Source organism: Enterobacter sp. Cy-643 (genome assembly GCF_011752815.1).
Classification (GTDB): Bacteria; Pseudomonadota; Gammaproteobacteria; order Enterobacterales; family Enterobacteriaceae; genus Cedecea.
The window spans coordinates 286,198-299,444 of sequence record NZ_VWWV01000003.1; the positions used below are offsets into that span (position 1 = coordinate 286,198).

The following is a 13,247-nucleotide window of genomic DNA, read 5'->3' on the forward strand; positions in this document are numbered from 1 at the left end:
CCCATTCCCTGGCCCGGCGAGGGCTATTGACCAAAGAGCGCGCGCTGGATGGCCATCTCAACGCCGCGCACTTCAGCCAGCCCTTTCAGGCGGCCAATCGCTGAATAGCCGGGATTCACCTTTTTCTTCAGGTCATCCAACATTTGATGACCGTGATCCGGGCGCATCGGAATCAGCTCTGGCTGCCCCGCTTCTTTGCGGCGCTGCTCTTCTTCCACAATGGCTTTCACCACTTCATACATGTCCACGTCGCCATAAAGGTGTGCGGCCTCGTGGAACGTTTTAGGATTGTCTTCCCGCAGCGTTGAGCGCAGATGCGTGAAGTAGATGCGCGACCCAAAGCGTTTAATCATGCCGACCAGATCGTTGTCGGCCCGTACGCCATAAGAGCCGGTACACATCGTGAAGCCATTCGCCGGGCTGTTCACCGTGTCCACCATCCACTGCATATCCTCCACGGTCGAAACAATGCGCGGCAGGCCAAGAATTGGGCGCGGAGGATCGTCCGGATGAACGGCCATTTTGATGCCAACCTGCTCAGCAACCGGGATAATGGCCTCAAGGAAGTAGGCAAAGTTTTCGCGAAGTTTCGCTTTATCGATATCCTGGTAGGTGTCCAGCTGGGCGCGGAACTGGTCGAGCGTGTAGCCTTCTTCTGCGCCAGGAAGGCCAGCGATAATGTTGCGGGTCAGCCGCGCTTTTTCATCCTCGCGCATTTCCGCGAAGCGTCGGTTTGCCTGTTCAATTTCTTCCGCGCTGTAGTCGGCCTCTGCTCCCTTGCGCTTCAGAATATGCAGCTCAAACGCGGCGAATTCGATTTGGTCAAAGCGCAGCGCTTTGGAACCGTCCGGCAGCAGGTATTCGAGATCGGTGCGCGTCCAGTCCAGTACAGGCATGAAGTTGTAGCACACTGTATAGACGCCGCATTCCGCCAGGTTACGCAGGCTTTGGCAGTAATTTTCGATCCACAAATCGTACTGCCCGCGGCGGGTTTTGATCTCTTCATGGATAGGCACGCTTTCCACCACCGACCAGACCAGCCCGGCGGCCTCCACCACGGCTTTGCGTTTCAGAATTTCTTCGACTGGCCAGATTTCACCGTTCGGAATGTGGTGCAGCGCGGTGACGATCCCTGTCGCCCCCGCCTGCCGGGCGTCGGCCAGACTGACCGGATCGTTTGGACCATACCAGCGCCAGGTTTGCTTCATAATGTCCCCTCACAGCTCAAATTGGTTGACCAATAGACAATGATGATTAGGCACCAATTCTGGTGCATAAGATAACGTCTACGTTCGGCCAATTCGGCTGATGTGTCAATCCTGAATGGATAATTGGTTAACCAAAATCACAATTTAACACACAACATTGGGCAGGAAAGCGCAAAAGCTATAGGACATCTATAAACTGCAGGCACAAAAAAACCCGCCGTAGCGGGTTTTTTCACTTCTGAAACGTCAGGCTGGATTACAGCGCAACAACGTTAGCAGCAGCTGGGCCTTTAGCGCCGTTCTCGATAGAGAACTCAACTTTCTGGCCTTCGTCGAGGGTTTTGAAGCTGTCGCTCTGGATTGCAGAGAAGTGTACGAATACATCTTTGCTGCCATCGGTAGGAGAGATGAAGCCGAAACCTTTCTCAGCGTTGAACCATTTTACCAAACCAGTCATTTTGTTAGACATAGATATTACCTTTTCAGTTTCTTGAGCCACTAAACGCGGCGAACATGGTCTGTTCAGCAGAGTTGGACTTATTCGGGCACTTAGGAGGAGACTCGAGAAGAAGGGATATCTAAGATAGCGCTTGAACTGAGGACTGCTTTACTAAAACTGCTTTCATAAGGTCTGTGTTCCAAACCGGGCGCTAATCTCTCACGTTCGCCGTCATTTAGCAAGTGCAGCGGGGAAATAAAAAAAATTCTCATTTAAGGGAGCGAGGCTTCCCCTCACCCTAACCCTCTCCCCACGGGGGAGAGGGAATTCATACAAAGAACGTTTGATTCCCCTCTCTCCCTTCCAGGGAGAGAGCCGGGGTGAGGGTCAATCTTACTCCGCCACCTTCACAATCAGCTTGCCGAAGTTCTTCCCGGACAGCAGCCCCTGGAACGCCTCCAGGGTGTTTTCCAGCCCGTCCACGATATCTTCCCGGAACTCAATCTCTCCGGCGGCAATCCACTCGCTCATCTGCTTGTAAAATTCGGGGTAACGGTGGCCGTAATCCTGGCTGATGATAAACCCTTCCACACGCATTCGTTTTTTCAGGATGGTCGCCATCAGCTCCGGCAAGCGGTCATGCTCAAAAGCGCTGTTGTTGCCGTTGTACTGGCTGATCATGCCGCAAACCGGGATACGCGCTTTGGTATTCAGCAGCGGGAAAACCGCGTCAAACACCGCCCCGCCGACGTTTTCAAAATAGACGTCGATGCCGTTCGGGCAGACTTTGGCGAGCTGTTCAGCAAAATCGCTGGCGCGGTGATCGAGGCACTCGTCAAATTTCAGCGTCTCTTTTACATAGCGGCACTTATCTTCCCCGCCGGCAATGCCGATGACTTTCGCCCCGCGCAGGCGAGCGGTTTGCCCCACCACCGAACCCACCGCGCCGCTGGCTGCCGCAACCACCACGGTTTCTCCCGGCTGCGGGTTACCGATATCCGTCAGCCCCATGTAACCGGTAAAGCCCGGCATGCCGAGCAGCCCCAGCGCCCAGGAAGGGTGAGACATGTTTTTCTCCAGCTTCTGCAGACCTTCCCCGTTAGAAAGCGAATAGTCCTGCCAGCCAGAGTCGGCCACCACCAGATCGCCCGGCTGATAATCAGGATGCTGCGAGCTTTCCACGCGGCTGACGGTTCCCCCCACAATAACTTCACCGATGGCAATCGGCGCCGAGTAAGATTTAGCGTCACTCATGCGCCCGCGCATATACGGATCGAGGGACAGGAAAAGCGTGCGCAGCAGCACTTCACCTTTGCCCGGCGCTGGGACAGCGACTTCTTCCAGAGAGATATCTTCGCGGGTTGGCATGCCCTGCGGGCGCTTCGCCAGCACAAAACGACGGTTTTTATCTGCGGTCTGAGCCATGAGGTACTCCTTTTATTCTCAAGAGTGAAAAACTCAGCCTAGACAAAAACCGGTGCAATTAGCATGAAATTCGTGCTGCATAGCTATTACCCCGCAATTTCCGCTAAAACAGCGCTGACGGCCAGCAGATCCGCGCTCCCGCCGGGGCTGAGATTACGGGCGATAAGGTCGGCGTCCATCTGCCGGAGATCGTCCTCGTGCCAGCCCTGCAGCAGCAGGCGTGTGGCGTAACGCTGCACATAGCGCAGCCCGTTTAACCCGCCACGCGAAACAAGATTGGTGTCCGGGTTAGCGGCCATCAGGCGCAGCATCGCCGCCAGCAGCCGGCGCTTCGGGCAGCTTTCCGCCTGCCAGTAAGGCAGCACATACTGGCGCACAGTAAGGAATCCGCTTTCCGCCTCGCCGCGCGCGCCGGTCAGGCCAAACTGCTGATAAAGCCTTTCGCCAACCGTAGAAACCTTCCGGGACGCAACCAGTTCCCTTTCTACAATCCCGCTGCAGATCTCGCTCACGGTGGCGCATATCGCGGATACAGTTAGCGCTTTGCCCTGGCCCTGCAGGCGGCCAGCGGCGGCAGAAAGCAGCCCCAGCGAAAACACGCCACCCTTGTGCGTATTCACGCCCTGAGTGGCCTGATACATCGCCTGTTCGCAGGCGATGCCCGCCGGGCGGATGAGCCGCAGCATTTCGCTGGTACCTCGCCCTGCATGCTCATGCCCCAGAGCGTGGAACGTGCTGAACCAGGGGGCAATGGCCGCAATACTGCCGAGAAACATCGGCAGATCCATATCCCGGTGCGAGCCGTTGTTGGCGGCGTCCACCAGCCCGGGCTTCGGCGTTAGCCACACCTCGTCCAGCAGCGCCTGCCGCGCCAGGTCTGGCACATCCGGCGCGCCGACAGAACTCAACTTAATCCCTGGCAAACCAGCCATCTATCAGCCTCTCGACGCGCGCGGTCACTTCATCCATGGGGTGGCGACGGGAGCGTGCACAGGCGTGCGCGGGTTCGTTACACACCAGGCAGCGCCGGCCCGCCAAATCCAGCGAAGTCCGCCCGACCGGGCCATTGTCGGGGCAAATCACATCCGCATCCCACAGCCTGCCGAGCGGATGGGTTTGCTCCAGCCCGACCGTGGCCGCCTTAAGTTCGCTGGCCGAATGCGCCACGCTCCACATCGCTTCGGCCCCGGTCGGCAGCCACAGTACCTGCCGCTCGAGCACCGGCCAGCGGTTGCCCCACAGCAGCTGGTCGCAAGCCTGTAGCGCCACCGCCATGCAGTTACGGTAGCGAATGCCGTCTTTTATCGGGCCGGGCGTCACCAGCGTCAGGGAAAGCACCGGCTGCCGGTGCTTAACCAGCCACTCTTGCTGCCGGTGCGCCCGCCGCTCTTTCGCCTCAAGCAGGGCCACAAGGCTAACGTCCTCCGCTTTCACAAGCGTTTCACTCATTGGGCTGACTCCTCTTTGACCTGGCGCACCACGTCGATCACGCTGCCGTCGCGGTAGCGGATCACGCCGACGATGCGCGACGTAAATTCGATCGGCTTTGGCTCGCCGGTCAGGGAAATAGCGCGCTGGTAAAGGTCTTCTATGCTTACGATCTTCATCCCCGCGCCCTCAAGCCGTTCACGGATCTCCGGCCGAGCGGGATTAACCGCCACGCCGTGATCCGTCACCAGCACATCAATGCTTTCACCGGGCGTAACGCGCGTGGTCACCCGTTTAACAACGGTAGGAATGCGCGTGCGCAGCAGCGGAGCAACCACGATAGTCAGGTTTGCCGCGCTCGCCACGTCGCAGTGTCCGCCGGATGCGCCGCGCATCACGCCGTCGGATCCGGTGATCACGTTGACGTTAAAATCGATGTCGATCTCCAGCGCGCTGAGGATCACCACATCAAGCTGGTCACAGCTCGTGGCCTTCGCACCGGGGTTGGCGTAGACGTTGGTGGAGATCTCAACGTGGTTCGGGTTGCGCGCCAGCGAAGCGGCGGCCTCGCCGTCAAAGCACTGGGTATCGAGCAGTTTTTCGATAAGCCCTTTTTCATGAAGATCTACCAGGCTGCCGGTGATCCCCCCGAGGGCAAAGCGAGCGACGACGCCATTACGCTCCATTTTTTCTTCCATAAAGCGCGTGCAGGCGGTGGCCGCCGCGCCGGAGCCGGTCTGCATGGAGAAGCCGGTGTGGAAGTAGCCCGAATGTTCAATCACTTCCGCTGCGGTGCGGGCAATCATCAGCTCGCGGGGGTTGCTGGTGACGCGTGCCGCGCCGACGCTGATTTTCGCCGGGTCGCCAACGGTATCGACCTTGACGATGTAATCCACCTCATCCTGCATCAGGCTGGCAGGCATGTTGGGAAACGGCACCAGCTCTTCGGTTAACAGCACCACTTTGCGGGCAAAATGGGCGTCTACTTTGGCGTAGCCCAGCGAACCGCAGCAGGATTTACCGTGGGTGCCGTTGGCATTGCCGTATTCGTCGCTGCACGGTACGCCGAGAAACGCCACGTCGATATTTAGCTCGCCGTCCTGCAGCAGCTTCACGCGCCCGCCGTGGGAGTGGATTTGTACCGGCTCGGCCATCAGGCCATGAGAGATCGCTTCCGCCAGCTTGCCGCGCATTCCGGAGGTGTAAATACGGGTAATAACCCCGTTGCGAATGGGCTCAATCAGCGCCTCGTTGCAGGTCATCAGCGAACTTGAGGCCAGCGTCAGATCTTTAAATCCAAGGCGAGCCAGCGTGGCAACCACGTGATTAATCACCCGATCGCCTTCCCGGAAAGCATGATGGAAGGAGATGGTCATGCCGTCCTTCAGCCCGCTTTGGGCAATCGCCTGCTCCAGCGTGTCGCAAAGCTTGCGGGTTTTCTTCGCCTCGGCATCCGCCAGCCACGGCGTGGTTTGATGCGCCCCGTCAAAGCTTCGCAGGTGGGAAAGATGCGGGTACTCAAGGTGTAAAAGTTCGGTCATATTGCTCATTGTTTTGTCCTTAACGGCGCACGCCGGAAGCTGCGGCGCGCTCAAGCACCACCTGCGCATGGTTAATGATTGGCGCGTCGATCATCTTGCCGTTGAGCGACACCACGCCCAGGCCGTTGCGCTCCCCCTCGTCGGCGGCGGCAATCACCCGGCGGGCATAATCGACTTCGTCCTGGGTTGGTGCATAGGCGTTATGCAGCAGCTCAATCTGCCGGGGGTTGATCAGCGATTTACCGTTGAAGCCCATCTTGCGGATAAGCTCGACTTCCCGCAGGAACCCGGCTTCGTTATTCACGTCAGACCAAACCACGTCGAACGCGTCAATCCCGGCGGCGCGCGCGGCATGCAGCACCGCGCAGCGGGCATAGAACAGCTCAGTGCCGTCGCCGCGCTCGGTTTGCATATCCATCACGTAATCAAACGCCGCCAGCGCAATACCAATCAGACGCGGGGAAGAACGCGCGATGGCGACGGCGTTGATCACGCCGACGGCGGATTCGATCGCCGCCATCAGTTTGGTGGAGCCCGGCTCCCGGCCACACTCACGCTCAATGCGCTCGAGGTGAGATTCCAGCAGGAAGATATCTTCCGGCGTGTCGGTTTTTGGCAGGCGCACCACGTCCACCCCGGCGCGAACGACAGCTTCGAGGTCGGCCAGGCCAAACGGCGTGTTCAGCGGGTTAATGCGCACTACGGTTTCTATGTCGCGGTACATCGGGTGCTGCAGAGCGTGAAACACCAGCACGCGGGCGGTGTCTTTCTCGCGGAGTGCCACAGCGTCTTCCAGATCGAACATGATCGAATCCGGGCGGTAGATAAAGGCGGTGGAAAGCATGGCGGCGTTCGCGCCGGGGAGGAACAACATGCTGCGACGGAGTTTTTTCATTGTAGTTTTCCCCAGTCAATCTGTTCGGCATCGGCGGCACGCAGCACCGCGCTTTGCAGACGGGCGCGGATCACGCAGTCCAGCGCCCCTTTGTCTTCCAGAATAAAAATGCCCGCTTTCACGCCGAGCTTAGCGAGCGTGTGCTCCGCCACGCGGCGAATTTGTTCCCCGAACTGCTTTTGTACTTCGCTGTGTATCATCAGGCTGAACTCACCTTCGGCGGGGGCGACTCTGACCAGCAGATCGCTGGACTCCAGCGTCCCGGCTAAGGCTTGCTTTACGATTCTCATAAGGCTTTGTCCTGGTTAAAGAAATCAGGCCACATCCTGCGCGTAGTGCCGCTGGAGATGGCTAAAGGTACTGTCCGGGACAATGTCCCGGATGCGGGCCATTTGCTGGCTCTTGAGTAAGGCCCGGACTTCAGAGGCGGAAATCTCTCGTCCGGCGGCATGGCATTTACGCGGCAGTTCGACCACCTGGATCGACGCCGCGCTGTGGTGACGGTGCACTTCCAGCCAGTAGCGCATGGCCTGGTTGTATTCCCGGGTCACCGCGCAGAACGGTTCATTGCCGACAAAGCGGTGCGTCACGCCCAGCGCCGGCGCTACGTAGTCGCGGAAAATCATCAGGTCCATTGCGCTCCAGGTTTTGTCGATAAGCCCGCTCTCTTTCAGGAAATAGCCCGGAAAGGTGGCGCGGGAGATCAGGTAGTCTGATCCCGGATGCACAATCACATTAGGCAAGTGGGCCACTCCCTGGCGAACCATCTCCCACCGTTCCTCGAACGGAAAAAACGAAGCATCCTCACGCACGACAAACAGATGCAGCCAGTCGCAGCGCTGTGCCGCCTGCTCGGCCAGATAGCGGTGGCCGAGAGTGAACGGGTTAGCGTTCATCACAATGGCGCCGATCCGGTTGCCCGGTTTCCGCAGTTTTTCCAGCCCGGCGCAGTAGCGGCTGATGCCGACGGGCGTGTTTTCCATTAGCACCGCCGCCTCATCCACCTGCACCAGCGGCCAGAAGCCGCTCTGGCGAAACCGGTCGAGGTTGTAGGGGCGGGTGAACAGGAACAAATGCGCCTGCCCACGCTCCATCGCGATATGCTGGATTTCCCCCAGCAAACGTACGCTGAGGTTGTCCCCACGCCAGGCTTCATCCACCGCCACGCACTTAATGGTGCGCCACGCCAGCCCGGCACAGCCGACGATTTTTGCCCCTGAAAGGGCGACAACGAACAGCTGAATGTCGCCGTCCAGCCCGAGCTGGTTCCGCCCCAGCAGATCCCGGATGGCGGCCAGCGCCTGCGGCTGGCGCAGCGGATCGACGGTACTGAACTCGATGGGGTTGGCCTGGAACATAGCGTTAGTGCGCTACCGCCCCGGAAGCCTGAGGCTCGCGGGCCGCAACGATCACGTTGCTGAGATGGCCAATGCGCTCAATTTCAACTTCGATGCGGTCTCCCGGCTGCATGAACAGCGGCGGCGTGCGCTTTTTGCCGACTCCACCGGGAGAACCGGTGATGATCACGTCCCCCGCGCTGAGCGAGGTAAAGGTCGAGATATATTCGATAAGCTCGGCGACCTTGTGGATCATGCTGCTGGTGTTGTCTTCCTGCACCATGCGCCCGTTCAGCCAGGTGCGGATCGCCAGATCGTGCGGATCGCGTATTTCATCCGAGGTGGTCATCCACGGGCCAAAAGCCCCGGTCTGCGGCCAGTTTTTTCCGGCGGTAAACCAGGTGTGCTGCCAGTCGCGCGCCGACCCGTCCATATAGCAGCTGTAGCCCGCAACGTGGTTCAGGGCATCCGCCGCAGAAATGTTCACTCCGCCTTTGCCGATGATCACCGCCAGCTCGCCTTCATAGTCGAACTCGCTGGAGTGATGCGGTTTCACCACCGGGGAATCATGCCCGGTCTGGGAGTCGGCAAAGCGCACAAATAGGGTTGGGGCCGGGTTGTGCTGGTCGAACTCTTTGCGCTTGTCAGCGTAGTTCATGCCGACGCAGAGAATTTTCTCCGGGCGTTCGATGACCGGCAGCCAGCGAACGTCTGACGCCGCCACATCGGCTTTCAGCCCGGCAAACGCCAGCGCTTCATGCACCGCGTCTGCCGCCAGCAAAGCCTTTAAATCCGCAAAACGCGAGCCTAAACGGCGGCCCAGGTCAACGATGCCTTCCGGCGTTACCACGCCGTAGCTCCGCTGGCCCTGAAGTACATAACTTGCGAGTTTCATAACAGTTCCTGGTTATTCAAAAATCAGACAAGAAAGTTGCCAAGCACCAGCAGCGCCACCGAGACGTTGATCGCCCCGCCAATGCGGGTTGCAATCTGGGCGAACGGCATCAGCGACATGCGGTTACCGGCGGTCAGAATGGCGACGTCGCCGGTCCCGCCCTGCCCGCTCTGGCAACAGGACACAATGGCCACGTCGATAGGATGCATACCGATTTTTTTACCGACGAAGAAACCGGTCGCCACCAGCGCGCTGACGGTACTGACGATGACCAACAGATTAGTCATCGTGAAAGCGTCAACCAGCTCATTCCACGGCGTAATGGCGACGCCCACGGCAAACAGAATTGGATAGGTCACGGCGGTCTGGAAGAATTTATAAACCACCTGCGAGCCCGCCAGCATGCGTGGGGAAACGCCGTGGCAAAGCTTGATCAGCACCGCGACAAACAGCATCCCGACCGGAGCCGGCAGGCCAATCAGTTTGTGCAGCAGCATACCCACCATGTAGAGCAGCACCGCCAGCAGCGCGCCGGAAGCGATAGTGGTCACGTCTGCTTTGCCGTTGAACAGGGCGGCGGTTTGCTCTTTCTCGCCGGGGCTGGTTTTGCCCGGCATCAGTTCGCCTTCGCCGGTCAGGTGCGGGAAGCGTTTCCCCAGCTGATTCAGGCAGCCGGAGATAACGATCGCCGTCAGGCTACCCAGCATCACAATAGGCAGAATGCGGCCCAGCGCCACGCCCTGATCCATATGCAGCAGCGTGGCGTAGCCGATGGAAAGCGGGATCGCCCCTTCCCCAACGCCCCCAGCCATGATCGGCAGGATCAGGAAGAAGAAGATCTGGAACGGCTCAAGGCCCAGCGCCAGGCCAACGCCCATGCCAACAATCATGCCCACCACTTCGCCACACAGCATCGGGAAGAAAATACGCAGGAAGCCCTGAATCAACGTGGTGCGGTTCATGCTCATGATGCTGCCGACGATGATGCAGCAAATGTAGAGGTAAAGGATGTTGGTGGATTTATAGAATTTGGTGGTGGACTCCACCACCGCGTCCGGCAGCAGGCCGTAGTACACCAGCGCGGAAGGGATGAAGGTGGCGCAGATGGCGGCGGCGCCCATTTTGCCGATCACCGGCAGGCGTTTACCAAACTCGCCGCAGGCAAAGCCGAAGAAGGCCAGCGTCGCCACCATCACCACGATATCGCTCGGCAGTTTGCCGCCGAGGCAGTCGATGGCGATCAGCGCCCCTGCCAGCACAAACAGCGGCAGCGGGATGATCCCCACTTTCCAGCTGTCGAGAATATGCCACCAGCGCTCTTTAAGCGTTGGCTTATTAATATCAATGGATTCAGGAATGATGTTGTAGGAATCATCGGTCGTGCTCATACTCAAGCCCCTTATTTTAATTTGTCGGGGCAGACTAAAAGATTAAATACCCCTGTAATGTGAGGGGTAGCAGATTAAAACCGTTAATTTAAAGGCATCTATGACGTTAATGGTTTTTATTCTGTCGTGGTTTTTATGGTTTTTATTCGAGGCTTAGATAAACCTTAAGGGCGAACGAAAAACTCGCGGATATTAGCGAAAAGTGCCGTTGCGTGAGGTTGTTCAAACTTTCTGTCAAAGCCGCGCAGCCAGCGGGTTATCGGTGTTAAGCTGCCATTTTGCCTCACTGAATACACGCCTGGCCTATGAAAGTGTCCTTTCAGATACGCTTATTTATCTACCTGGTTGCCTTTTTTTCCGTGCTCTTTGCCATGCTCGGAACCTATTACTATTTCGATGTAGGTCGCCAGCTTTATCAGGAAATGAGCACCCGAGCGAGAATTCAGGCGGAAGAAATTGCCTTAATTCCTACCCTGCAGGAGTCGGTGGAAAAAAAGGATATTCCGGCAATACACAACTTTATGCAAAAGCTGGTCGTGCATAGCGACGCCAGCTTTATCGTCATCGGCGATGAGCACGGCATTCATCTCTATCATTCCGTGCATGCCGACCGCGTGGGCAAAACGCTGGTCGGCGGCGATAACGAGGAAGTGCTGCAGGGCAAAAGCATCACCACGCTGCGCAAAGGCGGCCTCGGCCTGTCGCTGCGCAGTAAAGCCCCAATTTTCGACCAGCACGGCAAGGTGATTGGCATCGTGTCGGTGGGCTACCTGAAGAGCTACCTCGATGACGTCACGTCCGGCAAGGTGATCAACATCCTGCTGGCGGCGATCATTTTGCTGCTGGCGCTGTTTATTTTTTCCTGGTATTTCACCCGCAGTATCAAAAGGCAGATGTTCTCGCTGGAGCCGCGGCAGATAAGCCTGCTGGTGCGCCAGCAAAAAGCGATGATGGAGTCGATCTACGAAGGTGTGATCGCCATCGACAGTCATTCGCAGATCGAGGTGATCAACAAGGCGGCGAAGAAACTGCTGGGCCTGGAGCAGCCTTCGCGCGAGATCCGCGGCAAGCAGATTGCCGAGGTGATCCAGCCGGTGACCTTCTTTGATCCGCAGGTAATGCTGGCGCGAGATACTCACGATGAAATCTGCGCCTTTAACGACCTCAGCGTGCTCGCCAGCCGGGTTCGCATCGAACTTGAGGGCGTTTTACAGGGCTGGGTGATTACCTTCCGCGACCGCAAAGATATTGATAGCCTGAGCTTCCAGCTCAGCCAGGTAAAACGCTATGTGGACAACCTGCGCATCATGCGGCATGAGCAGCTTAACCGTATGGCAACGCTGGCCGGGCTGCTGCATATGGCCCGCTACGATGACGCCAAGCGCTATATCAAGGCGCAGTCCGAGCACGCTCAGGAAGTGCTGGATTTTGTCTCAGCGCGTTTCTGCTCCGCCACGCTGTGCGGCCTGCTGCTGGGCAAATACGCCAGAGCGCGCGAGAAAGGCGTGTCTCTGGCGTTCGATCCGGCCTGCAGCATGCCGAGGATGCCGACCAACGTGCCGGAGTCCGAGCTGATTTCGATTATTGGTAACCTGCTGGATAACGCCATCGAAGCCACCCAGCGCGCCGAAGGCGAGCACCAGCCGGTGGAAGTCTATATCGTGATAAACGACCGGGAGCTGGTTATCGAAGTGGCCGATCACGGCGTCGGCATTGCGCCTGAGCTGCGTGATCACATTTTCACGCCGGGCGTCACCACCAAAACCCACGGCGACCACGGGCTCGGCCTGCACCTTATCGCCAGCTACGTCGCGCTGGCGAAGGGCACCGTGGAGGTTTCCGATAACCTGCCGAGCGGCACCGTGTTCTCAGTATTTATTCCAGATGTTGTCGTTCCGGGGAGCGACCTCAGCCCAACGTAAGGCTTTTGAGTATGCAAAATGAAATGATTAACGTGCTTATCGTGGAGGATGAGAGCGAGCTGGCCGAGCTTCATGCGGAGCTGATTGATAAGCACCCCCACCTGCACCTGGTGGGGATAGCCAACAGTCTGGCGGCCGCCAGGCGCCTGATGCTGGAAAAGCAGCCGCAGCTTATCCTGCTGGACAACTATCTGCCCGACGGGAAAGGCATCACGCTGTTTGGCAGCGACCTTTTAAAACAGCACGCCTGCTCGGTGATCTTCATCACCGCCGCCAGCGACATGGACACCTGCAGCCAGGCGATTCGCAGCGGCGCGTTTGACTACATCCTCAAGCCGGTATCCTGGAAGCGCCTGAGCCACTCGCTGGAGCGCTTCGTCCAGTTCAGCCAGCAGCAGCGCGAGTGGAAGGTGGTGGATCAGCAGAACGTCGATAAGCTTTACGAGCTGCAGGCGCGCAACGCCCCGCTGGATGCGGGCAGTAAAGGTATCGAGGAGAATACGCTGGAGCTGGTCCAGCGCCTGTTTCGCGAAGCAGAGGCTCAGCGCTGTTTCTCGGTAGACGACGTGGTCAGCGAAACAAAACTGAGCAAAACCACCGCCCGCCGCTACCTGGAACACTGCGTTGAGAAAGGCTTTCTCAGCGTCGAAATGCTGTACGGCAAGATTGGTCACCCTCGCCGTCTGTATAAGCGGAGCTAAATCCATCGCCAAAATAAAAAAAGCCTGCATCGGGAAAATGCAGGCATAACTGGGCGCTAACAATAGCG

Annotated in this window: 13 protein-coding genes; 2 read left to right on the forward strand and 11 right to left on the reverse strand. The window is 58.1% G+C overall.

Features of this window, described 5'->3' with window-relative positions; translation table 11 throughout:
- Window positions 1–23: 23 nt before the first annotated feature.
- From uxuA to F3J29_RS14440, 11 genes are all read right to left on the reverse strand, one after another.
- The gene (gene uxuA, locus F3J29_RS14390; protein WP_166867063.1) at window positions 24–1,208 is read right to left on the reverse strand and encodes a mannonate dehydratase; all 1,185 of its coding nucleotides are present in this window, start codon (window positions 1,206–1,208) and stop codon (window positions 24–26) included.
- Window positions 1,209–1,464: 256 nt separating this feature from the next.
- Entirely contained in the window at window positions 1,465–1,677 is a 213-nt protein-coding gene (cspE, locus tag F3J29_RS14395; RefSeq protein ID WP_008459989.1) for a transcription antiterminator/RNA stability regulator CspE, read from the reverse strand.
- A 363-nt stretch (window positions 1,678–2,040) separates the two neighbouring features.
- Window positions 2,041–3,072: an NADPH-dependent curcumin/dihydrocurcumin reductase gene (curA, locus tag F3J29_RS14400; protein WP_166867065.1), complete on the reverse strand. Its 1,032-nt coding sequence runs from the start codon at window positions 3,070–3,072 to the stop codon at window positions 2,041–2,043.
- A gap of 86 nt (window positions 3,073–3,158) precedes the next feature.
- Complete coding sequence (gene citG / locus F3J29_RS14405; RefSeq protein ID WP_166867067.1) at window positions 3,159–4,004, reverse strand: triphosphoribosyl-dephospho-CoA synthase CitG; 846 nt, start codon at window positions 4,002–4,004, stop codon at window positions 3,159–3,161.
- The gene (citX, locus tag F3J29_RS14410; protein ID WP_166867069.1) at window positions 3,982–4,521 is read right to left on the reverse strand and encodes a citrate lyase holo-[acyl-carrier protein] synthase; all 540 of its coding nucleotides are present in this window, start codon (window positions 4,519–4,521) and stop codon (window positions 3,982–3,984) included. The genes citG and citX overlap by 23 nt, the downstream gene beginning before the upstream one ends.
- Window positions 4,518–6,050 carry a citrate lyase subunit alpha gene (citF, locus tag F3J29_RS14415; RefSeq protein ID WP_166867071.1) on the reverse strand — a complete coding sequence of 511 codons (1,533 nt, stop codon included), beginning with the start codon at window positions 6,048–6,050 and terminating at the stop codon, window positions 4,518–4,520. The genes citX and citF overlap by 4 nt, the downstream gene beginning before the upstream one ends.
- A gap of 10 nt (window positions 6,051–6,060) precedes the next feature.
- Window positions 6,061–6,936: a citrate (pro-3S)-lyase subunit beta gene (citE, locus tag F3J29_RS14420; protein ID WP_008460523.1), complete on the reverse strand. Its 876-nt coding sequence runs from the start codon at window positions 6,934–6,936 to the stop codon at window positions 6,061–6,063.
- The gene (citD, locus tag F3J29_RS14425; protein ID WP_166867073.1) at window positions 6,933–7,226 is read right to left on the reverse strand and encodes a citrate lyase acyl carrier protein; all 294 of its coding nucleotides are present in this window, start codon (window positions 7,224–7,226) and stop codon (window positions 6,933–6,935) included. The genes citE and citD overlap by 4 nt, the downstream gene beginning before the upstream one ends.
- 24 nt (window positions 7,227–7,250) lie before the next feature.
- On the reverse strand, window positions 7,251–8,294 hold the full coding sequence (citC, locus tag F3J29_RS14430) for a [citrate (pro-3S)-lyase] ligase (protein WP_166867075.1): 1,044 nt from the start codon (window positions 8,292–8,294) through the stop codon (window positions 7,251–7,253).
- Between the two features lie 4 nt (window positions 8,295–8,298).
- Window positions 8,299–9,168: a fumarylacetoacetate hydrolase family protein gene (locus tag F3J29_RS14435; RefSeq protein WP_085542423.1), complete on the reverse strand. Its 870-nt coding sequence runs from the start codon at window positions 9,166–9,168 to the stop codon at window positions 8,299–8,301.
- 23 nt (window positions 9,169–9,191) lie between these two features.
- Window positions 9,192–10,556, reverse strand: a complete 1,365-nt coding sequence (locus tag F3J29_RS14440) for a 2-hydroxycarboxylate transporter family protein (RefSeq protein ID WP_166867077.1) — start codon at window positions 10,554–10,556, stop codon at window positions 9,192–9,194.
- Between the two features lie 305 nt (window positions 10,557–10,861).
- On the opposite strand from F3J29_RS14440, the gene F3J29_RS14445 reads away from it, so the two are divergent.
- The gene (locus tag F3J29_RS14445) at window positions 10,862–12,478 is read left to right on the forward strand and encodes an ATP-binding protein (protein WP_166867078.1); all 1,617 of its coding nucleotides are present in this window, start codon (window positions 10,862–10,864) and stop codon (window positions 12,476–12,478) included.
- A gap of 11 nt (window positions 12,479–12,489) precedes the next feature.
- Entirely contained in the window at window positions 12,490–13,179 is a 690-nt protein-coding gene (locus F3J29_RS14450; RefSeq protein WP_166867080.1) for a response regulator, read from the forward strand.
- Window positions 13,180–13,247: the final 68 nt, after the last annotated feature.

Coding starts and splice junctions, on each gene's coding strand:
- uxuA (WP_166867063.1), bottom strand. CDS start 1,208: ATGAAGCAAACCTGGCGCTGGTATGGTCCAAACGATCCGGTCAGTCTG.
- F3J29_RS14435 (WP_085542423.1), bottom strand. CDS start 9,168: ATGAAACTCGCAAGTTATGTACTTCAGGGCCAGCGGAGCTACGGCGTG.
- cspE (WP_008459989.1), bottom strand. CDS start 1,677: ATGTCTAACAAAATGACTGGTTTGGTAAAATGGTTCAACGCTGAGAAA.
- citE (WP_008460523.1), bottom strand. CDS start 6,936: ATGAAAAAACTCCGTCGCAGCATGTTGTTCCTCCCCGGCGCGAACGCC.
- citD (WP_166867073.1), bottom strand. CDS start 7,226: ATGAGAATCGTAAAGCAAGCCTTAGCCGGGACGCTGGAGTCCAGCGAT.
- citF (WP_166867071.1), bottom strand. CDS start 6,050: ATGAGCAATATGACCGAACTTTTACACCTTGAGTACCCGCATCTTTCC.
- F3J29_RS14450 (WP_166867080.1), top strand. CDS start 12,490: ATGCAAAATGAAATGATTAACGTGCTTATCGTGGAGGATGAGAGCGAG.
- citC (WP_166867075.1), bottom strand. CDS start 8,294: ATGTTCCAGGCCAACCCCATCGAGTTCAGTACCGTCGATCCGCTGCGC.
- curA (WP_166867065.1), bottom strand. CDS start 3,072: ATGGCTCAGACCGCAGATAAAAACCGTCGTTTTGTGCTGGCGAAGCGC.
- citG (WP_166867067.1), bottom strand. CDS start 4,004: ATGGCTGGTTTGCCAGGGATTAAGTTGAGTTCTGTCGGCGCGCCGGAT.
- citX (WP_166867069.1), bottom strand. CDS start 4,521: ATGAGTGAAACGCTTGTGAAAGCGGAGGACGTTAGCCTTGTGGCCCTG.
- F3J29_RS14440 (WP_166867077.1), bottom strand. CDS start 10,556: ATGAGCACGACCGATGATTCCTACAACATCATTCCTGAATCCATTGAT.
- F3J29_RS14445 (WP_166867078.1), top strand. CDS start 10,862: ATGAAAGTGTCCTTTCAGATACGCTTATTTATCTACCTGGTTGCCTTT.